Genomic DNA, 20,152 nt, shown 5'->3' on the forward strand with positions numbered 1-20,152 from the left:
GTTCACCGTGCGAACTCCTCGCCATGGCCAAGCGCGATCAGGATCTCGCGCCGACGCGCGATGAAGGCCGGGTCATCGCGCAAGCGCGGGAACGGCAAACCGTTGTCGACATCGAGGATGATCCGGGCCGGACGTGGCGAGAACACCAGCACCCTGGTGGCCAGCAGCAATGCCTCTTCCACATCGTGCGTCACCAGAATGGTCGTGAAGGCATGACGCCGCGCCAGTGCCAGCAATTCCTCCTGCATCGTCATGCGGGTCAGCGAATCCAGTTTGCCGAAAGGCTCGTCGAGCAGCAGCACGCGCGGGTGATTGACCAGCACCCGTGCAAAGGCCGCGCGCTGTGCCATGCCGCCGGAAAGTTCATGCGGATAGGCCGCGGCAAACGCAGCCAGCCCCACCATCCGCAAGGCCTGCCTTACGCGCTCCTGCCCGTCGCCGATTTTCCTGGCCTCAAGCCCGTAGGCGACATTGGCTTCCACCGTCCGCCATGGCAGCAGCAACGGGTCCTGGAACACCAGAAGCCGGCTGGGGTCCGGCCCGACGACGCGCACCAGATCCACCCCGATCCGCCCGGCCTGCGGCACGCTCAACCCGGCAATCAGGCGCAGCAGGGTCGATTTTCCGCACCCGCTCGGCCCCAGCAATGCCACGGTCTCGCCGGCCGGCACGTCGAAGGTCACGTCGTCGAGAACCGGCAAAGCCTGCCCCGCATCGCCAAAGGCATGCGAGACCGCGCGCACCTGGACCGACGCTCCGGCCAGCCCGCCTGCTGACGTTGCGCTTGCCACCGACGCCGTCACCATTCGACCGTCTCCCGGTTCCAGCGCAGCGCGCGGCGACGCACGGCGAACAAGGCCATCGTCACGCCTGAAAACAGGACCGACATCACAGCGAGCGCCGCATAAAGATTCGCATAGGCCGCCCATCCCTGCGCCCATTGCAGGTACCAGCCCAGCCCCGCCTTCGCCCCCAGCATCTCGGCCACGATCAGGACGATGAACGAGGCCCCGAGCCCCATGAACAGGCCAACGAACACATGCGGCAGAGTCGCCGGGATCACGATGGTGCGGATCAGGAACCCCTCCGACGCGCCCAGTGTCCGCCCGACATCGTACAGCCGGGAATCGACCAGCGTCACACCCGAGGCCGTCAGCACAGCGACCGGAAATGCGGTCGCCAGAGCAATCAGGAAGATGCTCGCGGTAGAAATCGTCGGGAACACGAACAAGGCGATCGGCAGCCAGGCAATAGCCGGCAACGGCCCCAGCAGCCGAATGACCGGGTGCCCCCAATAGCGGGCCTCCGGCGACCATCCCATCGCAAGGCCCGCCAGAAACCCCGTCACCGCGCCCAGCAGGAAACCTGGAACCAGGATCAGCAACGAACTGAAAACACTCTGCGCCAGCCGCCCGGAATCGACCCGATAGACATCCAGCACCGCCTGCGGAGAGGGAAAGAACGGCAGCGGCAACCACCCCGTCTTGGCGGTGACGATCTCCCACACCGCGACCGCGCCACCCAGCACGGCAATACGCCGCCCGTGATAAGCCAGCGGCGCGAACCAGCCGGCCTGCCCGATCAGGACGGACAGAGCGGAGAGGATCGCAATCACGACCTCATATTCCACCAGCGGCCGCCCGGCAGGCGCACGCACATGATCGGGCAGCAGCCCGGTCACGGCAGCCGCCACCGCCCATGCCGCCGTGCTGGCGACACCGGGCCACCACGGACGAAAGACGGAATGCACGGCAACCGGCGCAACCGCGCCGACGGCCGATCCAGCCACGTCAGACATGCGCCGTGTCTCCTTTCGTCACATCATCGACAATGCCGCGCGCGAATGCCTCCGGATCGAGGTCCGCGCTCATGACACCGATGGTCTTGAGCTGCGCGGCATAAAACGCCACCTCGGCCGCCAGATCGTGCCCCAGAGGATGCATGTGATGCGTCTGCATCCGCAGCACGGCGGCGATATCCTCGACCGGTGCCTTGACCGCGCCATATTGCGCAAAGGCCCGAGCCACCTGCATCGGATCGGCCGCGCAGATTTCCGATGCCTGCACCATGGCATCGACCAGCCCCAGCACGGCCGAACGGTCCCGGCGCAGCAGCGTATTGCTCGCCGCCACAACGCAGCACACCCGCCCCTGCCAGGGCGCCGACAGGTTCGAAAGGATCTCGACCAGATCTCCACCCGAACGCCGCTGCGCCAGGTACATCAATGGATCGGAATCGGCGTAGGCCTGGATATCGCCCTTCATCAAGGCTGCTTCCAGCAGCGGCGCCGGATAGACCCGCCATGCCACATCCCGCAGCGGATCGACGCCATTGCTCTTCAGCAGCAGCGCGAAAGTATTGTAGGCGAAGCCCGTCGCATCCGCGATGCCGATGGTCTTGCCGCGTACGCTGGCGATATCGTCCGTTACACCGGCACGGCGCGAACCGACCATGCGCATGCACCCGCCATGCGTGCCCGCCACCAGCTTCAGGTCGAACCCCTGCTCCAGGGGCCTCATGAACTGCATGATCATGCCGGCGCCCAGATCGACCTTGCCGGTCGCCACCGCCTCCAGAAGCGAGGGCGTATCGGTCCAGTTCGTAAATTCGACCTTCAGCCCGCGATCGCGATACAGCCCGATCTGTTCGGCCAGGATCAGCGGCGCCACGCAGGGCGCATTCACCGGCAGCGACAGCCGTACGATCCGCAGCCCGTCGGGCGTACGCGGCAGTGGCCGCGCGCCCGAATGCCGGGCCGCCAGCAGAGTGCCACCGGCCAGACCGGCCAGCCCGCCCAGCACGACGGCCCGCCGTCCCCAGCGCACACCGGGTTCAGGCGGCGGCGGCTCGCGGATATCGTCGAACGCAGGATCATGTGATGGATTGGACATGGCGCGCCTCAGCTCCAGGGATGCAGGGGCGGCCGGCGGCCATTGAGGTAATAATCGCCCACGATCGCGTATTTCCACCGCACCGGATCGTGCAGCGTGTGCACCCGCGCATTGCGCCAGAACCGGTCCAGCCCCAGCGCCCGATCGGTCGATGCCGTGCCTGCCAGTTCGAACAGGCGGTTCGTGCTCTCGATCGCGATTTCGGTCGTCAGGATCTTCGATTCCGCCACCGCGATTTGGGCGGCCGCCACGGAATCCGGACTGGGCGCCTCCACCGCCACGTCGATCGCCCGCCCCGCCACATCCAGCAGCGCCTTCGCCGCGCTCAACCGCACATGCAGCCCGCCAAGCGCATGGATCGTGTAGGGATCATCGCCCGCCCGCCCGGCAGCACTGTCGACCCAGGCGCGGGCCCGCGTGCGCACGAAATGCTCGGTCTCCGCAATGGCCGCCTCCGCCAGACCGGCATCAATCGCCGACTGGATGAACTGCGAAATCGCACTATCCGCCGTTGGTGTTTCCGGAAGGTACGCCTTCCATGCCGCGACGACCCGCTGCTCCGGCACGCGCACATTCTCGACCAGCACCTTGCCGCTGCCGGTGCCGCGCTGGCCGAAGGCGGCCCAGTCGTTGATCACGGTCAGCCCCGGCGCCGCACGGTCGGCGATGGCAAGCCAGCTTCGCCCCTCGTCATCCAGTGCCACGATCTGCACCAGATCGGCCGCGAGCGCCCCGCTGGCATAATGTTTGACGCCATTGACGACGACATCCCGCCCATCGCGCACGAAACGGGTCTTCAGGTCGCGGACAGTGCGCGTTCCGGTCTCGGAAAACGCATTGCCAAAGCGTTTTCCCGCCAGAATTTCGGCGAACAGATCGGCCTTCTGCGCTTCGGTGCCGGTAGAACGGATAACCGCCACCGTGGCCAGATGGTTCTGCGTCAACTGCCCGATCGAGGAATCCGCAGCCGAGATCAGCCGAATGACGTGCCCGACCGTTCCATACGACACGTCGGCGCCGCCATAAGCGCGCGGCACGGTGATCCCCCACAGGCCGGAATCGGAATAGAGATCCAGTTCCGTGGCAGGAAACAGGTCCTGGCGATCGCGTTCCACCGCGCCATCCGCGATCCTTGCCGCGACATCCCGCGCCACCGCGATCGCTTCTTCATCGTCGCGGATCACGTGCGCCGCAGGCCGGGCGGCCGGCGCGGGAACCACGCGGCCGTCACCAACAACAAGAGTGCTCATGATGATTGTCCGTATTCTGGGGCGTCAGCCCGGAAATCAGAAGGCCAGGACGCGCTGCCCGGCTTTGCGGCGAACCAGTTCGCCATGCGGCGCGTGAATGCGGCCGCATAATGCATCCCGATGACATCGCTCCAGCGGGTTGCGCGCGCTCAGTCCGGCGTTGCCCGCCAGCGACAGCAGATGCAGCGTCAGATCCGCCGCCCCGTCGATCACCCGCGCCTTGATCACCGCCGCCCCGCGATCGGCGGCGTCGCTCCGCCCGGCGACAACATCGTCGGCATACCGGTCGAGAAGCATCCGGTTCTCATCCAGTGCCAGAGCAACCCTGCCGACCGCATCCTGAACAGAAGGCAGCGTGGCCAGTGGCTGGCCGAGATTCGATGGCACCCGCTCCCGCAGGAAGCCCACAGTCCAGTCCAGCGCTCCGCGCACGATGCCGTCATACAGCGCACCCAGCAGGCCGGCATTCCAGCGCATCATGCCACTCAGCACCGGATGCCGGGCACCACCGTCCACCAGGTCCGTAACATCGGCGGCTGGAACGAGAACATCTCGAAACTCGACCTCATGGCTGTGCGTCGCCCGCATGCCGATATGGTCCCAGTTGCGATGCACGATCACCCCATCTGCCTGGGCCGGCACCAGGAACAATCCCACGCGCGGATCGGCGTCGTCGGTCCGGGCCCGTACCAGCAGCCATGAGAGTGCGGGAATACCCGTCACATAGGCCTTGCGCCCCGAAATCCGCCACCCGTCCGGCGTGGCGGTGGCCACGGTCTCGGGCAGGCCGCCATAGGAGGCCGAACCCAGGTCGGGTTCCGCCAGCGCGGCATTGATCAGCCCCGGCTGCCGCACATTCTCCTGCTCGAGCCGGGCCGCCAGTGTCTCGGGCCAACCCACCCGTGCCGCGATCGTCGCGTGGACCATGTAATGGTTCACGATCACCAGTGCGACGGACGGGTCGCCTTGCGCGAGACTGCCGACAACCGCCTGCGCCGCCGGCAGCGACCCACCCAGCCCGCCCGCATCGACCCGGCTGGGCAGCGCCATCAGGCCGGAAGCACTGAAATCGGCAATATCATCAAACGGAAAATCGGCATCCCGATCATGCGCGGCGGCCCGGCCGGCGAAGAGAACGCGCAACGCCGCCGCCCGAGCCAGAATCTCGTCCAGGCCCGCGCCATCGGCAAATTCTCCATTCCTCCCACGGGAGACGAGGACGCGAGATGTTGGGATCGAAATCATGAGGCTGTCCGTCACACCCGTTCCACGCGATCGGATAAACAACGACCACAAGAGTTTGAATTAAATTCAACAATCATGGCGTAACGTACATAAATTATTTAATCAATACGCAACGTTTAATTTTCCGCAAAAAATGCGGAAGTCTGATTTATATAACAAATTAATTAGTGATTTATCTCCAGCAGATGCGGGCCGGGCCGTGGCTTGCCGGCCTGCAAAAGCTGAAAGCACGCAGACCGACCGCCCCATCCGCGCGCATGATTCTGGGCGTGTCTCTTATGCCGTTACCCTGCCGGCCGCCGCGTTCTGGCGCTTCAGCCCTTCGAAATAGGGCGTCCAAAGCCGGGTGCCATTCAATGCAAGATCTCCAAGCTCTCTCTGACGCTGCGCCGCGGGATTATGCGATGCCAGAACACGGGCGTTGCGCCAGTGCCGGTCGTAGCGCCGCGTCTCACTGGTGGCGGACGCGCCGCCGACCTCGAAGAGCAGCGTTGCCGCCTCCAGCGTCTGCTCCACGATGATCTGCTGGGCCTTGAACGCGATTTCCTGTGCCGTCTCGATTGCCGGATGGCGCGTCTCGCCCTTCTCCCAGAACGGTTCGGCCGCCGCCAGTGCATCAGAAACCGTATCGACCAGTGCCGCCGTCGAGAATGCGAGGGTCGACAGCCGCCCCACCACGCCTTGCACGACCGGATCATCCCGCTGGATCACCTTGCCCGGCACACCGAAGAGCCGGGTCCGGGGCCGGACGAACTCCAGCGCGTCCCGCAGCACGGCCTGCGCGATGCCGGCAAGCGCGGTATTATGGAACTGCTGGTAATACGCGCCCAGATAATCGGGAGCCGGCAATTCCGTCAGCGGAGTCTGGTCCAGGATATGGGCCGCAGGAACCGCCACGTGGTCGAAGATCGTGGTTCCGCTACCCGTCAGACGCTGACCGAACCCGTCCCAGTCATCGACCCGCGTGACGCCGGGGCTGTCGGCCCGTACGGCGGCATGAACGCGAGCGGTGTCGTTGATCGCCCACACCACGATCCAGTCCGCATAGAGCGTCCCGGTGGAATAATATTTCGTCCCGTCCAGTACCCAGCCTTGCGACGTTTCACGCAGGGTCGTCTTGACCGCCGTCTCAGCGCTCCGTTCAGCCATTGCCGCACCGAACAGCGCGCCGTCATTGATGACGTCGAACCAGCCACCCGATGCCCCCGGTTTCTGCCTCCGCCCCTCGACGAAGGCGAAATGCGCACGCACGATCTGCGGGATATTGGAATCCGCCGCCGCCAGCGTGCGCAACAGCGCAAACGATTCCCGCAGCGACGCCCCCAGCCCACCGGCCTCGCCGGGCACGCGCAGCCGCCCGAAGCCGGCATCCAGCAAGGCCCTTACGGGTTCGCGCGCCAGTTCCCGATGTTGCTCCCGCTCTACCGCACCCGCCGCAATCTCGGCAAAAAGCGGGGCAAAGCGCGCTTCGAGCGACGGCGCGCGCACCGCCCCGGATGAGAATTGATCCATGTCGTAAATCACCATATGAAAGCGTTATTACGTGAATCGTAATTCACCAAGATCGTCATGTATAGCTTATTTTAATTTCACTATAATATTTAGTTAAAATTACTCCTGACCCGTCCCCACGGAAGAAACGAGTGGACTTATCGTTCCACCCTCCGAAAGAAAGAGGTGCCATCAGGCACGCGACAGGGCATCATCGGCGCGAACGATTCATCCCGCTGGAGCAAGACATCATGACCGGCTCGATCGCCGCCTTTATCGACGCGCTGCCCAAGGCGGAACTGCATGTGCATCTGGAAGGCACTCTGGAAGCGTCGCTCAAGATGGACCTGGCCCGGCGCAATGACCACCCGCTGAAGGAAAGCAGCGAAGAGGCCATCCGTGCCGGCTACACCTATCACGACCTCCTGTCCTTCCTGAACCTCTATTACGAAGGTGTCGAACTTCTTCTAACGGAGAAGGATTTTTACGATCTCTGCTATCAGTATCTGAAAAAATCCGCGTCCCAGAACGTCCTGTATACCGAAATGTTCTTCGACCCGCAGCTTCACACCCGCCGGGGCATCCCCTTCGCCACGGTCATCACCGGCATTACCCGGGCCCGCGAGGCCGCCGAGCGCGACTTCGGCATCCGTTCGCAACTGATCATGTGCTTCGTGCGCGAAATGAGCGCGGAATCGGCCGATGAAACCTTCACCCAGGCCCTGCCTTACCTCGACGACATCGTCGGCGTCGGGCTCGATTCCTACGAAACCGGCAATCCCCCCGCAAAATTCGCCCAAGTCTTCGCCCGCGCCCGCGCTGCCGGCCTGCATCTGACCATGCATTGCGACCTGGACCAGGAAAACACCCACGAACATATCCGCCAGGCACTCGACGATCTCGCCAGCGAGCGGATCGACCACGGGCTGAACGTGCTGGACCGCCCCGAACTGATCGCCCGCGCCCGCGAGCGCGATATCGTCTTCACCATCTGCCCGTCCCCCAACGACGTCATCCGGCCAGGCTGCGGCCGGCGCGACCTGCGCGGCATGCTGGATGCGGGGTTGCGGATTACCATCAATTCCGACGATCCGGGTTATATGAACAGCGCCTACATGACCGAATGCCTGCGCAGCGCCCAGGAAACCGCCGACCTGACACGGGCGGAACTGCTGGCGATCAGCCGCAACGCCTTTGCGTCGGCATGGATTTCCGACGCCGAACGCAGCCATTATCTCGAAGCGCTGGACCGTTTCGCCGCTCTCCAGGCCGAAGAAGCCTGATTGCCTGCATCGTTGCGGCGGGATATTTTCCCTCCGTAACGATGCAGAGGGCTCCAATGCAGATTTTCACCGCCGGGCAGACCGCCAGCCTTCTTCCCATCCCCGAACTGGTCGATACCCTGCAGGATGTCGTGCGCGATTATGCCGCCGGCAACATCCTGTCACCCGAACGGATGGTCGTCGACACGGCTGATGCCGGCGGCCACCTGCTTTGCATGCCGTCCGTCGCCAACGACATCATGGCGACCAAGCTGATCACGATCTTTCACGGCAACAAGGCGCTGCCCGTCATCCAGGGGCAGGTGACATGCTGCGATGCCCGTGACGGCACCTTCCTGTTCACTCTCGACGGGCCGGAGACCACCGGGCGCCGCACCGCTGCGATGTCGATGCTGGCCATCCGCATGCTGCACCATAACCCACCACGCCATGTCCTGATCATCGGCACCGGCACCCAGGCCAGGGGCCATGTCAACGCACTGCGAACCCTGTACCCCGAAGCCGTCATCAGCGTGCGCGGCCGCAAACCGCCTGGGGTGGTCGCCCTCTGCACCACGCTGGACCCGACAGGCCACCATGTCCGCCCTGAAACCCCCGGCGATGCCGAAGCCGCCAATATCGTCATCACCACCACCAGCAGCCACGAAATCGTCTATGACGTTGCCCCCCGTGCCGGGCGCCTGGTTATCGGCGTCGGCGCTTACCGTCCGGAAATGATCGAAATCGGTCCGAATCTGGTCCTGAACAGCCGGCTTTTCGTCGACGATCCGATCGGCGCGCCTTCCGAAGCCGGCGACCTGATCCAGGCCGGCGTGGACTGGCAGAACGTCTTTCCCCTGGCCACGGCGATCGACACCCCACCGCCCCCCGACATACCGGTCCTGTTCAAATCGGTCGGCTGCGCGGCGTGGGATCTGGCAGCCTGCCGCCTCGCCCGCCGCCGCCTGACGCAGCATGGCGCCACGACCGCGCCCTAACCGCTGTTATCGCCGCCCCCTTCCGCCGTGCCGCGCAACGCGCGCCAGGCGGACAAGGCCCGCTCCCGCGCCGCCTCATGCACCACGATGGGCGCCGGATAGCCCGAGATGCCGCCCGCCAGCCACGGCGTGTGGATCTGCGCATCGGGCAGCCTTGCCAGTTCCGGCACCCATTCGCGGATATAGGCGCCGGACGGGTCGAATTTGCGGGACTGGATCAACGGATTCATCATCCGGAAGAAGGGCGCGGCCTCCACCCCGGTTCCGGCGACCCATTGCCAGTTCATGCCGTTGCTGGCCGGGTCGTAATCAACCAGCGTATGGGCGAACCAGCGCTCGCCCTCCCGCCAGTCGATCAGCAGATGTTTCACCAGGAACGACGCCACCACCATCCGGACGCGGTTGTGCATCCACCCCGTTCGCCATAACTGCCGCATCCCGGCATCCACCAGCGGATAGCCGGTCCGCCCGCGCTGCCATGCCCGCACGGCATCCGGATCTTTTCGCCACGGCATGGCGTCGAATTCAGGGCGCAGATTACGCGATGCCAGATCGGGCTGCGCAAACAGCACCGACCACGCGAATTCCCGCCAGCCCAGTTCGGCCATGAATTTTGCAAGCCCACCCGATGCCGGCTGCGCCGCAGCCGCCTGCCGCACCTGCGCGGGCGTGATATGGCCCCAGCGCAAAAAGGGCGAGAGGCCGGAGGTTGCCGGCCGCGCAGCGAAGTCCCGATCCCGCGCATAATCGTCCAGCGCCCCATCCAGAAACTGTGCCAGATTCTCCTGCGCCGATGCCTCGTCAGGCTGCCACATGTCCGCCAGCCCGTCCGTCCAGCCGGTGGCGCTCATTTCCTGCCCGATCGCTCCGGCCTCGACCATCGGCGGCAAGCCGGACCGATCCGGCATGGCAAAGGTCATCCTCGCCGGCGCCGGAAGCGGCGGCCGTTCATGCCCCGCCTGGCACGCCGCGCGCCAATACGCGCCGAAGACATGATAAGGTTGCCCCGCCCGGGTGCGGATCGTCCATGGTTCATGCAGCAGCGCGCCGGGAAAGCTGTGCACGGAGGTTCCTCCCTCCTTCAGCAGCGCCTTCAGCCGCGTATCCGCCTCCCGTCCATCGGGGTCATAGCGCCGGTTCCAGAACACCGCCCGCGCGCCGGTCGCCGCGACCAGCACCGGCAGAACCCGGATCGCCGGCCCGCGAAACACATGCAAAGCCCCGCCAGCCTGCCGCAGATCGGCATCGAACAGGTCCAGCGCCCGCCCCAGCCACCAGCGCGCCGCGTCCTGCTTCACCGCCTCATCCAGAATGTGAACGCAGAATATGGGTGCCCCGGTCTTCACCGCCGCCGTCAACGCCGCATTATCCGCCTGGCGGAAATCCTGTCGAAACCAGACGATCACCGGGGAAGTCACAACGATCCGATCCTTTCGGGCCTGCGCACATGCCGGACGAACGCCAGTCCGGCCGGTCAGCCGCCCGATCAGATACCAGCCTCTACAGTGCTTTCAAACCTGTATCGATCTTTGCCAGAACCTCGTCCGTCATCACGCCACCCGAGAATTTCGCCAGCGTCTTCAATGACAGGCCCTTGGCCATCCCGATCTGCGGATGCTTGGAAAAGCCGGGAAGCACGCTCTCGACCACCCCTTTGGCCTGCTCGTCGGCCAGGATCTCACGCACGGTCGAGTTGATGGAAAACGACATTTCAGCCACCTTTCAGATGATATCGATCAGGATATGGTCCTGTTCTCTCTCGAAAAAAAGAGAACGGAAAATTTTTCGCACATTCAGGACACCCGATGCCGGCACAACGCGAAGCGCCCCAGCCAGCCACAACGGACATCACTGTCGCAATTCATGGGTCCTATCCGTCAGCGTTCGGATCATCCCCGTTCAGCAAACGGCTTTCTTCCGCCAGAAGAGAGAGCGTGTCCCGATATTCCTGCTGCAACCGTGCAATCAATGCCGCGGCCGGCACCACGGCATCGACCGCCCCGATCCCCTGCCCCGCCCCCCAGATATCCCGCCACGCTTTCGTCCCGCTGGAGAAGGTCGATACATCCATCCGCGACGGATCGGACAAGGCGAGGTCCGCGGGGTCCAGACCGGCCGCACGAATGCTCGCAGCCAGATAATTGCCGTACACGCCGGTAAACAGATTGGAATAAACGATGTCTTCAGCCGACGACTCCACGACCATCTGCTTGTAGCGCGGATCGGCCGCGGCTTCTTCCGTCGCGATGAAGGCCGAGCCGATATAAGCCAGATCGGCCCCGAGCGCCCTGGCCGCGACGATCGCCTGACCGCTGGCGATGGCGCCGGAGAGCGCGAGCGGCCCGTCGAACCACGCCCTGATTTCCTGCACCAGCGCGAAGGGCGATTGCGTGCCCGCATGCCCCCCAGCCCCTGCGGCCACCGCGATCAGCCCATCCGCCCCGCGCGCGACCGCCTTGCGCGCGAACGCATCGGTGGTCACATCATGCAGGACGATACCGCCATAGGCGTGGACCGCATCATTCACCTCCGGCCGGGCTCCGAGCGACGTGATGACGACGGGCACCCGGTATTTCACCACCAGCGCCAGATCCTCCTCCAACCGGGCATTGCTGCGATGGACGATCAGATTGACGGCAAACGGTGCATCCTCGGCAGTCAGGGACGATGTCAGACGACGCAGCCACTCTTCCAGAGCCGATGCCGGCCGCGCATTGAGCGAAGGAAACGCCCCCACGACCCCGGCCCGACAACAGGCCAGCACGAGTTCGACCGTCGAGACAAGAAACATGGGCGCGGCGATAGCCGGCAATGCCAGCCTGCCCAGCAAGGATATCGGCATCGACATGGCGCTCTCCCGGCCGCTCCTTCCCGTGACGCTGCGGCGGCCGCGGCAAGAAATTCTAACATTTGTTAGCCCATCACTACGCTACCGGCCGACCGCCGTCGAGACGCAAACGCATTCCTTTCCATCACGGATGGTTGAGGGCACAAAACCTTATAATGCCAACGGAAAATGACAAATATCCCATAAAATCCTGTAGTCTTCCGGAACCAGGGCCGATAGGCTGGAACGAAGAAAGTCTGGAAGCGACCGAGCATGACGTCATCGCGCACGCCACCGAACAGAAAAACCCGTACAAAGACCGGCGGTGCCATCCTCTCCGCCATGCGCGCCCTTCCCTTCAGCCCCAATAGCGATGAAACCGGCGCCCACGCCGAACGGCGACAGGAAATCCTCGAAGCCGCCGCCCAGCTTTTCGCCGAACGCGGCTACAAGGCCACCTCGATCCGCCAGATCGCCGACGCGGCAGGCATGATGGCGGGGTCGCTCTATTACCATATCGAGTCGAAGGAATCGCTGTTCGTCGAGATCCATAATCGCGCGCTCGACGCGGCAGCCAGCAGGATCTTCTCGGCCATCGCGCCCCACACCGCGCCGTGGGCCAGGCTGGAGGCCGCCTGCACGGAATTGCTGGATATCCAGCTCAGCCTCACTTCGATCACCCTGCCGATGATGAACAGTATCGTCTCGGCTCCGCCGGACGTGCGCGACGCGCTGGTCAAGAAGCGCGACGAGTTCGAATCGATCTTCCGCAACATCATCGACGATCTGCCGCTCCCCGCGACGATCGACCGCGACATCTATCGGATCCTGCTTCTGCGTGCCCTCAACACGGCAAACGACTGGTACCGCAGCGGCCGCATGTCCCACGCTCAGATCGCACACCAGATCTTCACGATCTTCAAACACCAGGCGGAATCAGAGACCGACATAACCGCCTCCCCCCGCCCGCGCAGCCGTTCCGCCGCCCCCCCGCGGCGTTCACGGGCCGCGCGTGGCACAGGCGCGCCTGTCTCTTCGGAGATATGAAATCGGCAGCGGTCGTATTCGTTCAGGAGCCTTGTACGGGGAACGCATGATGCCCCTGAACGAATAAGAGTCTTTCTTCTTCTTTTTCTTCGGGAAGAGAAGCGCTTCTTCTCAATTCGCCTTCCCCAGCAAGCCCTGGCGGAACCCGTCGGTCGGTGCCGCCTCACTCAGCAGCGACTGAACCAGCCCTTTGCCGAAATTCGGGTCATTGATGGACGCCACCACGGCGCCATTGCGCTGAATGCTGACGCCCTGATCCGTAACGAGGATGAGTTGGGCCTCCCCCCTCTTCGCGGCCGCCAGATGCGCGGTCAGCGCGGCGAAGGAGGCCTCGTTCTGCGCGTCGCACGCATAAAGCTTACAATAATGCGTATGAATCGACTCATACTCGCCCTTTACCCGCTCCAGGGAAGCGTCGTGAAGGAACTCCGTATAGAGGACTTTCGGATTCGGGCCGTTGGCAAGCGCCTTCTCGTCCCGGCTCGGCGAGACGACATACAGGCCGGTCGCGTAACCATCGACCAGATGATAGAAGACACGAACACCTACGCCATTGAGCTTCAGCGACGTGCTGCCGATCTTCAGATCTTCGGGGAAGACGGCCCCTCCGACCCTCGTATCCGCATGACCGGCGGACGATGCAACCGTCAGCCCCGCCGCCAGGGCCAGACTGATACGGAACGACGACCTGCGTAATCCAGACATAACGCGATCCTCCACATGAGGCCGGATACCGCCACATGCGGTATCCGAACCCGTCACCCTTCCGTCATGGGCGCGCACCAGCGCCGCCCCGGTTCGGAATGAGCGGGAAATGAGTGTGAAACATAAAAATGCCCGCCAGACGCCACCCATGCGCGCAACCCGGATATCCGCGACAGAAATTGCCAGGTGCGGCAAGGGCCGCAGGCTAACATCAGCTTCGCATGAAACTCCGCAGCAGCTTTCCGGTATCCAGCCGGATCTCGGGGTCGGGCGCCGGCCGTTTATAGACCCCGCTTGCCCGGGCGATCGGCTTGCCCTTCACCCGCGCCAGTCCCTGGACAAAGACGGCACTGCGCGTCACCCGCAGCACGTCGGCACTGAACTCGATCCAGTCATCCGGCAGGCCGGGCGCCAGAAAATCGACAGATAACGACATGGTCGGCAGGATCGGCACCTGCAGGTCGTGCTCGAACATCGCCGCCATGGCCATATACCCGTCGAAAACGGTCGCGATCATGCCGCCATGGCACGTCCTCGCATGATTGCAATGCCGGGCTTCCACCCTGAAACCGGCCAGCAATCGCCCATCCGCCTCCGCCACATCAAATCCGCCGATGATCGCATCGAAGCCGGTTTCGTTCAGCACGGGCAGCGGACGAAAGCCCACCGGCGGCGTTTGAGACACATGGACCATCATATTCTTCTCCAGAAAGCGGACAGATCCGACATAAGATGTCGTTCCACCTCCCTTGGGAAGTGGAACGACATTCCAGTCAGAATGCGTCGTCGGCCAGCGCCATCATTGACGCCTTGCCCGCCTTGATCTTCAGATAAAGCGACGCTGACTCGGGAAGAACACGATCATAGAAGAAGCGGGCCGAAGCGATCTTGGTGCTATAGAACGCCTGATCCGGCCCGGCGGCGAAGGATTTCGGTACGGCGATCGCCACCGTGCGTGCCCAGAGATAGGCCAGCGAGACCAAGCCGATCAGCCGCAGATAATCCGTCGCGGCGGCACCCGCTTCCTCCGGGTCCTTCATCCCGCGCTCGGCAATCTGCCCGGTTGCCAGTTGCAGCGCGCCGAACGCGCGTTCCAGCCCGGTGACCATCTCGCCCAGCAGCGGGTTCTCCTTGTTCTCCGCGATGAAGGCCGCGATGGGGTGGAACAGCCCGCGCAGATTGCGCCCCATATGCGCCGGCAGCTTGCGCCCCACGAGGTCGAGCGCCTGAATCCCGTTGGTGCCTTCATAGATCATCGCAATCCGCGAATCCCGCACGAACTGCTCCACCCCATGGTCGGCGATATAACCGTGTCCGCCATAGGTCTGCATCGCCAGATTGGCCGACTCGAACCCCAGATCGGTGAACATCGCCTTGACCACCGGGGTCATCAGCGCCACGAAATCCTCGGCATCGCGGCGCTCGCGTTCATCGCCGCCATGTTCCGCCACATCCAGCGCCATCGCCACCCATGCGCCCAGCGCCCGGCAGCCCTCGGCGTTGACGCGCATGGTCATGAGCATGCGCCGCACGTCGGGATGCACCACGATCGGGTCGGCCGGCAGCGCGGGATATTTCGCCCCCGCGAGCGACCGCCCCTGCAAGCGCTCCTTCGCATAGGCCACCGCGCTCTGGTACGCGACCTCCGCAATCCCCAGCCCCTGAATGCCCACGCCCAGCCGCTCGGCATTCATCATGGCGAACATCGCCTGCATCCCCTTGTGCGGGGCGCCGACCAGCCAGCCTTTCGCGTCATCGAACGCCAACTGACAGGTCGCGGAGGCCTTGATGCCCATCTTGTGCTCGATGCCCGTACACAGCACGCCATTGCGCTCGCCCGGCGTGCCATCGTCGCGCAACAGGAATTTCGGCACCAGGAACAGGCTGATCCCCTTGATCCCGGCGGGCGCATCCGCCAGCCGTGCCAGCACCAGATGGATGATGTTCTCGGACAGGTCGTGCTCGCCGGCCGAAATAAAGATCTTCGCCCCGCTCAGGCGATAGGTTCCATCCTCCTGCGGAACCGCCTTCGTCCGCAGCAGCCCCAGATCGGTGCCGCAATGCGCCTCGGTCAGGCACATGCTGCCCGACCATTCGCCGCTGATCATCTTGGGCAGGTACTGCGCCTTCAGTTCCTCGGAACCATATTTGCGCAGCGCCACCATCGCGCCGCCGGTCAGGCCCGGATACAGCCCGAAGGAGAGGTTGGTCGCGCAGATCATCTCCGAGAGCATCATGCCGATCGTCTCGGGCAGTCCCTGCCCGCCATATTCCGGCGGCGCGGAGAGGGCCGACCAGCCCCCTTCGCAGAACTGCCGATAGGCGTCGCGGAACCCGTGCGGCGTCGTGACGACGCCATTCTCCAGCCGGCACCCTTCGCGGTCGCCCGACATGTTCAGCGGCAACAGCACTTCGGAGGTGAATTTCCCGCCTTCCTCCAGCACCGTCTCCGCCAGGTCGGCATCGACTTCGGAAAATGCCTCCAGCGCCGTCAGCCGCGAGAAATCGTGCAGTTCGGTCAGCACGAACTTCATGTCGCGCAGGGGTGGTGTATAGGTTTGCATCTTTCTGGCTCCCCTTGCGTCAGTTTCTGAGGGGCTTGCCGGTTTCGAGCATGTGCTCGATCCGGTCCAATGTCGGAATGCTCCGGACCAGTTCGGCGAATGCCGCGCGTTCCAGCCCCAGCATATCCTCCTCGGTCACGATCTCCGTCACGTCGTGGTCGCCGCCGGTCAGGATGCCGGCCAGCTTGCCCGCGACCGTCACGTCGTGCGGCGTGGCGATGCCCTGCCGCGCCATGCCCTCGACAGCCATGTCGAGCGCCAGCTTCCCGCCCGCGCCCGCCAGGTGGAATTCCGGCTTCGGCGGCGGCCGGTACCCCTCGACCAGCGACAGCGCCAGCGCCTTGGCGTCGGCCAGCAGCCGGTCGCGATTCATGGTGATGCCGTCGCGATCGCGCAGGATATGCATCCGCCGCGCCTCGGCGGCCGATTTCGAAACCCGCGCGGTGGCGATCATCTCGAACACCTCGCGCGTCGGCGGCATCGGCCCTTTCGCCGTACGCGGATCGGCCCGCAGCCGGTCCAGCATTTCGCCACAGCCGCCCCAGCCTGGGATCAGCCCCACACCGCACTCCACCAGCCCGATATAGCTCTCGGCATGGGCCTGAATGGCGTCGGCATGCAGCACGATTTCGCAGCCACCGCCCAGCGCCATGCCGGCCGGCGCCGCCACGACCGGGAAGGAGGCATATTTCAGTGCCTTGTAAACGCTCTGCCCGCGAGAGACGAGTTTGCCGATCTCCCCCCAGGCCGCCATGTTGGCGGCAAAGGCCGCCAGGCCCAGATTGGCGCCGGCCGAGAAATGGGCCGCATCGGAATACAGCACCAGCGCCTTGAAATGCTCCCCGACATAAGCAATGGATTTTTCGAGGATTGTCATCACGCTCTCGTCGAACGTGTTCATCTTGGTCGTGATCTCGAAGCACGCCACTCCGTCGCCGATATCCCACAGCGCGCCCGACCTGCTCGACAGCACCGGCTTGCCACGCTTGCGGAAATCGCCCAGCAGGATCACCCCGTCGGGCCGCGTCACCGGATGCCAGGCGCCATCCACGCCGAAAGCCTGGGTCGCGCCGTCCCGATCCTGATAGAACCGCCCGTCTCCGACCGCCTCGATCAGCGCCGGCACCGCGATCCCTTCCTGGCGCAGCACCCCCGCCAGCTTCGCCGCCCCGATCTGGTCGATCAGCGCGAACGGCCCCTTCTTCCAGTTGAAGCCCAGCTCCATCGCCCGGTCGATGCCCACGATATCGTCCGAAATCTCGGGCACCAGCGAGGCCGCATACGCCAGCGTCTCACCCATAACCGTGCGCGCATAGGCTCCGAACCGGTGGTCCGAGGCCAGCAGCCCGGCGGCATCCCCAGCGCCCGGCGGCAGCGAAAACCGCTCGGAGCGCGCATAGTCCCCGGTCACGAGGTCGATGGATTCCTTGACCTTCCCGCCCCCCGCCTTGTTGATGCGATAGAAGCCCCCCTTGCCCTTGCGGCCGGTATAGCCTCCCTCGATCATCTTCGCGATCAGGGGCAGGTCCTCGGCGAAGGTGTGATACCGGTCCCCGGCCGCCAGCAGCGATTTCATGCTGGCCGAGATATGCGGCATCAGGTCGATGCCCACCAGATCGAGCAGCCCGAACACGCCGGTCTTGGGAATGCCGAACGGCCGGCCGATGATGGTATCGACCTGCTCCACCGTCAGCCCCTGATCCACCGCCACCCGCGCCGCCGCCTGCATCCAGAACGTGCCGATGCGGTTGGCGATGAAGCCTGCGGTATCCTTGGCCCGCACCACGGTCTTGCCCAGCCACCGATCGCAGAAATCCGAAACGGCGGCGACATGCGCCGGATCGGTCATCGGCCCGGCCACGACCTCCAGCAGCCGCATGTAGCGCGGCGGGTTGAAGAAATGAGTAATCAGGAAATCCCGCTGGAAGCTCTCCGGCATCCCGTCCACCAGCCGCGCCAGCGGAATGGTCGAGGTGTTGGACGAAACCGGCGTCCCCGGCCGCCGCACCGCATCCAGGCGGCGATACAGCGCCTGCTTGAGGTCCAGCCGCTCGATGATCACCTCGACCACCCAGTCGCAATCGGCCACACGGGGCAGGTCGTCGTCGATATTGCCGGTCGCGATCAGCTTCGCCGCCGCCGGGTCCATGAAGGGCGCCGGCTCGGTCTTCAACGCCTTGGCGATCGCGCCGTTGGCCAGGGCATTCGGGTCCGCCCCCTCCACCTTGCGGTCGAGCAGCACCACCGGCACCCCGGCATTGGCGATCTGGGCGGCGATCCCCGCCCCCATCACGCCCGAGCCGATCACGCAGACGCGGGAGAAGACCGGCCGCACGCCGCCGCCCCCGCCAGATGTCACATCCTGGGTCATCAGATGCGCTCCAAGACCGTGGCGATGCCCTGTCCACCGCCGATGCACTGCGTGGCCAGCGCGTAGCGCGCGCCCTCACGCTCCAGAAGCTGCGCCGCCTTGCCGACGATGCGCGCCCCCGTGGCACCCAGCGGATGGCCCAGCGCGATCGCGCCGCCATCGATGTTCAGCGTCGCATCCCGCACGCCGAGTTCGCGGGCACAGGCGATCGACTGCGAAGCAAAGGCCTCGTTCAGTTCGACGACGCCCACATCCTCGATCGTGATCCCCGCGCGCTCCATCGCCTTGCGCGAGGACAGGATCGGCCCCAGCCCCATCACCTCGGGCTCGCAGCCCGAAATGGCGATCGAGCGGATACGCGCCAGCTTCGGCAACCCCTTGCGGTCGGCATACGCTTCGGAACAGACCAGCACCGACGCCGCCCCATCGGTCAGCGGCGAAGACGTTCCCGCCGTCACCGTGCCCTCGGCCGCATCGAAAGCGGGCTTCAGGCCGGCCAGCCCCTCCGCCGTGGTATCCGGACGCGGACAGCCATCGGCCGAAACCACACCGTCACGGGTCTGGATCGGCACGATCTCCGCTTCCAGCCGACCCGCCGCAATGGCGTCGCGGGCACGCGCCTGGCTGCGCAGCGCGAACTGTTCCTGCTGGTCACGGCTGATTTCGTATTTCCGCGCGACATTCTCGGCGGTGATGCCCATGTCCATGTAGGCGCCCGGCCGCTTCTTGTAGAGTGCCGGATTGGGCAGCGGGTTGAACCCGCCCATCGGGATGCGCGTCATGCTCTCCACGCCCGCGCAGATAAAGGCTTCCCCCGCCCCCATGCGGATCGCCCCGGCCGCCATGTGGACCGACTGCATCGACGACCCGCAGAACCGGTTGACCGTCACGCCGCCCACCGAAAGCGGCAGGTCGCTCAGCAACGCCACGATCCGGCCCAGATTGAAGCCCTGCTCTCCTTCCGGGAACGCACAGCCCAGAATCAGATCCTCGATATCCTCCGGCGCAACTCCCGTGCGCTCCACCAGCCCACGCACGACCTGTGCGGCGATGTCGTCAGGGCGTGTCCTGACGAACTGCCCCTTGCGCGCGAGCTGAAACGGCGATCGCGCATACCCTGCGATGACAACGGAATTCATGAATAGCGCTCCTGGCAATGCCTTCGTTTATTATGTCTAACGTTTGTTCGAAGCGAAGGCGCGCATTGTGCCTCGCCTTGATAAGGGAACGAGGCCGCTTCAGAAAAGACGCTTTGTCGTGATGACACGATTCATTGATGGTGCCAGCCACCATCCCGGCAGCGCCGATCAGAGTAAAAATCATCTTATATCAATAGATTAATCTCATATTTTTACAGACCAACACCCCTTCATGCCCCTGAAAATTAATACGAACGATCGTTAGAAATTCCTTTCTTCCGCCGAAAATCGACGGAAGAATCCCCATCACCAAACGCCGGATCACCCTTGCACCCAGCCACCACGCGCAAGCCCGAATGCGA

Annotated in this window: 17 protein-coding genes; 3 read left to right on the plus strand and 14 right to left on the minus strand. The window is 64.5% G+C overall.

Features of this window, described 5'->3' with window-relative positions; all coding sequences use genetic code 11:
* Positions 1-2 precede the first annotated feature (2 nt).
* The 6 genes from HLH25_RS15700 to HLH25_RS15725 form a co-directional block, all read right to left on the minus strand.
* On the minus strand, positions 3-806 hold the full coding sequence (locus HLH25_RS15700; RefSeq protein WP_182974966.1) for an ABC transporter ATP-binding protein: 804 nt from the start codon (positions 804-806) through the stop codon (positions 3-5).
* The gene (locus HLH25_RS15705; RefSeq protein WP_182974967.1) at positions 800-1,798 is read right to left on the minus strand and encodes an ABC transporter permease; all 999 of its coding nucleotides are present in this window, start codon (positions 1,796-1,798) and stop codon (positions 800-802) included. Before HLH25_RS15705 ends, HLH25_RS15700 begins: the two co-directional genes overlap by 7 nt.
* Positions 1,791-2,891, minus strand: a complete 1,101-nt coding sequence (locus HLH25_RS15710) for an ABC transporter substrate-binding protein (RefSeq protein ID WP_182974968.1) — start codon at positions 2,889-2,891, stop codon at positions 1,791-1,793. The genes HLH25_RS15705 and HLH25_RS15710 overlap by 8 nt, the downstream gene beginning before the upstream one ends.
* An 8-nt stretch (positions 2,892-2,899) precedes the next feature.
* Complete coding sequence (locus HLH25_RS15715; RefSeq protein ID WP_182974969.1) at positions 2,900-4,141, minus strand: SfnB family sulfur acquisition oxidoreductase; 1,242 nt, start codon at positions 4,139-4,141, stop codon at positions 2,900-2,902.
* A 36-nt stretch (positions 4,142-4,177) separates the two neighbouring features.
* Positions 4,178-5,386 (minus strand): acyl-CoA dehydrogenase family protein, encoded by a 1,209-nt coding sequence (locus HLH25_RS15720; protein ID WP_182974970.1) that lies wholly within the window; start codon positions 5,384-5,386, stop codon positions 4,178-4,180.
* 276 nt (positions 5,387-5,662) lie between these two features.
* Positions 5,663-6,898: an acyl-CoA dehydrogenase family protein gene (locus HLH25_RS15725; protein WP_182974971.1), complete on the minus strand. Its 1,236-nt coding sequence runs from the start codon at positions 6,896-6,898 to the stop codon at positions 5,663-5,665.
* Between the two features lie 230 nt (positions 6,899-7,128).
* On the opposite strand from HLH25_RS15725, the gene add reads away from it, so the two are divergent.
* Positions 7,129-8,160 (plus strand): adenosine deaminase, encoded by a 1,032-nt coding sequence (gene add, locus HLH25_RS15730; protein ID WP_220791851.1) that lies wholly within the window; start codon positions 7,129-7,131, stop codon positions 8,158-8,160.
* A 56-nt stretch (positions 8,161-8,216) separates the two neighbouring features.
* The gene (locus tag HLH25_RS15735) at positions 8,217-9,137 is read left to right on the plus strand and encodes a delta(1)-pyrroline-2-carboxylate reductase family protein (RefSeq protein WP_182974972.1); all 921 of its coding nucleotides are present in this window, start codon (positions 8,217-8,219) and stop codon (positions 9,135-9,137) included.
* Here the strand turns inward: HLH25_RS15735 and HLH25_RS15740 are convergent.
* From HLH25_RS15740 to HLH25_RS15750, 3 genes are all read right to left on the minus strand, one after another.
* Positions 9,134-10,561, minus strand: a complete 1,428-nt coding sequence (locus tag HLH25_RS15740) for a cryptochrome/photolyase family protein (protein ID WP_182975006.1) — start codon at positions 10,559-10,561, stop codon at positions 9,134-9,136. The two genes, HLH25_RS15735 and HLH25_RS15740, sit on opposite strands and share 4 nt — an antisense overlap.
* 76 nt (positions 10,562-10,637) lie before the next feature.
* A complete protein-coding gene (locus tag HLH25_RS15745) occupies positions 10,638-10,847 on the minus strand; it encodes a hypothetical protein (protein ID WP_114726614.1) in 210 nt (69 codons plus the stop codon).
* 160 nt (positions 10,848-11,007) lie between these two features.
* A complete protein-coding gene (locus HLH25_RS15750; RefSeq protein ID WP_182974973.1) occupies positions 11,008-11,985 on the minus strand; it encodes an NAD(P)H-dependent flavin oxidoreductase in 978 nt (325 codons plus the stop codon).
* A gap of 252 nt (positions 11,986-12,237) precedes the next feature.
* Between HLH25_RS15750 and HLH25_RS15755 the strand changes: the two genes are divergently transcribed.
* Positions 12,238-13,011, plus strand: a complete 774-nt coding sequence (locus HLH25_RS15755) for a TetR/AcrR family transcriptional regulator (RefSeq protein ID WP_246402569.1) — start codon at positions 12,238-12,240, stop codon at positions 13,009-13,011.
* Positions 13,012-13,122: 111 nt separating this feature from the next.
* On the opposite strand, the gene HLH25_RS15760 is transcribed toward HLH25_RS15755, so the two are convergent.
* The 5 genes from HLH25_RS15760 to HLH25_RS15780 form a co-directional block, all read right to left on the minus strand.
* Entirely contained in the window at positions 13,123-13,716 is a 594-nt protein-coding gene (locus HLH25_RS15760; protein ID WP_182974974.1) for a chalcone isomerase family protein, read from the minus strand.
* Between the two features lie 211 nt (positions 13,717-13,927).
* Entirely contained in the window at positions 13,928-14,413 is a 486-nt protein-coding gene (locus tag HLH25_RS15765; protein ID WP_182974975.1) for a PaaI family thioesterase, read from the minus strand.
* A gap of 76 nt (positions 14,414-14,489) precedes the next feature.
* A complete protein-coding gene (locus HLH25_RS15770; protein ID WP_182974976.1) occupies positions 14,490-16,280 on the minus strand; it encodes an acyl-CoA dehydrogenase C-terminal domain-containing protein in 1,791 nt (596 codons plus the stop codon).
* Positions 16,281-16,299: 19 nt separating this feature from the next.
* Positions 16,300-18,651 carry a 3-hydroxyacyl-CoA dehydrogenase/enoyl-CoA hydratase family protein gene (locus HLH25_RS15775; protein ID WP_182974977.1) on the minus strand — a complete coding sequence of 784 codons (2,352 nt, stop codon included), beginning with the start codon at positions 18,649-18,651 and terminating at the stop codon, positions 16,300-16,302.
* Positions 18,651-19,790, minus strand: coding sequence for a thiolase family protein (locus tag HLH25_RS15780; protein ID WP_182974978.1), 1,140 nt, complete (start codon positions 19,788-19,790; stop codon positions 18,651-18,653). The genes HLH25_RS15775 and HLH25_RS15780 overlap by 1 nt, the downstream gene beginning before the upstream one ends.
* Between the last annotated feature and the right edge of the window lie 362 nt (positions 19,791-20,152).

The sequence above is a fragment of the Gluconacetobacter dulcium genome (assembly GCF_014174165.1).
Lineage (GTDB): Bacteria > Pseudomonadota > Alphaproteobacteria > Acetobacterales > Acetobacteraceae > Gluconacetobacter > Gluconacetobacter dulcium.

Excerpts from the sequence above, each read along its gene's own strand:
- HLH25_RS15700 (WP_182974966.1), bottom strand. The coding sequence starts at position 806 with ATGGTGACGGCGTCGGTGGCAAGCGCAACGTCAGCAGGCGGGCTGGCC.
- HLH25_RS15705 (WP_182974967.1), bottom strand. The coding sequence starts at position 1,798 with ATGTCTGACGTGGCTGGATCGGCCGTCGGCGCGGTTGCGCCGGTTGCC.
- HLH25_RS15710 (WP_182974968.1), bottom strand. The coding sequence starts at position 2,891 with ATGTCCAATCCATCACATGATCCTGCGTTCGACGATATCCGCGAGCCG.
- HLH25_RS15715 (WP_182974969.1), bottom strand. The coding sequence starts at position 4,141 with ATGAGCACTCTTGTTGTTGGTGACGGCCGCGTGGTTCCCGCGCCGGCC.
- HLH25_RS15720 (WP_182974970.1), bottom strand. The coding sequence starts at position 5,386 with ATGATTTCGATCCCAACATCTCGCGTCCTCGTCTCCCGTGGGAGGAAT.
- HLH25_RS15725 (WP_182974971.1), bottom strand. The coding sequence starts at position 6,898 with ATGGATCAATTCTCATCCGGGGCGGTGCGCGCGCCGTCGCTCGAAGCG.
- add (WP_220791851.1), top strand. The coding sequence starts at position 7,129 with ATGACCGGCTCGATCGCCGCCTTTATCGACGCGCTGCCCAAGGCGGAA.
- HLH25_RS15735 (WP_182974972.1), top strand. The coding sequence starts at position 8,217 with ATGCAGATTTTCACCGCCGGGCAGACCGCCAGCCTTCTTCCCATCCCC.
- HLH25_RS15745 (WP_114726614.1), bottom strand. The coding sequence starts at position 10,847 with ATGTCGTTTTCCATCAACTCGACCGTGCGTGAGATCCTGGCCGACGAG.
- HLH25_RS15750 (WP_182974973.1), bottom strand. The coding sequence starts at position 11,985 with ATGTCGATGCCGATATCCTTGCTGGGCAGGCTGGCATTGCCGGCTATC.
- HLH25_RS15755 (WP_246402569.1), top strand. The coding sequence starts at position 12,238 with ATGACGTCATCGCGCACGCCACCGAACAGAAAAACCCGTACAAAGACC.
- HLH25_RS15760 (WP_182974974.1), bottom strand. The coding sequence starts at position 13,716 with ATGTCTGGATTACGCAGGTCGTCGTTCCGTATCAGTCTGGCCCTGGCG.
- HLH25_RS15765 (WP_182974975.1), bottom strand. The coding sequence starts at position 14,413 with ATGATGGTCCATGTGTCTCAAACGCCGCCGGTGGGCTTTCGTCCGCTG.
- HLH25_RS15770 (WP_182974976.1), bottom strand. The coding sequence starts at position 16,280 with ATGCAAACCTATACACCACCCCTGCGCGACATGAAGTTCGTGCTGACC.
- HLH25_RS15775 (WP_182974977.1), bottom strand. The coding sequence starts at position 18,651 with ATGACCCAGGATGTGACATCTGGCGGGGGCGGCGGCGTGCGGCCGGTC.
- HLH25_RS15780 (WP_182974978.1), bottom strand. The coding sequence starts at position 19,790 with ATGAATTCCGTTGTCATCGCAGGGTATGCGCGATCGCCGTTTCAGCTC.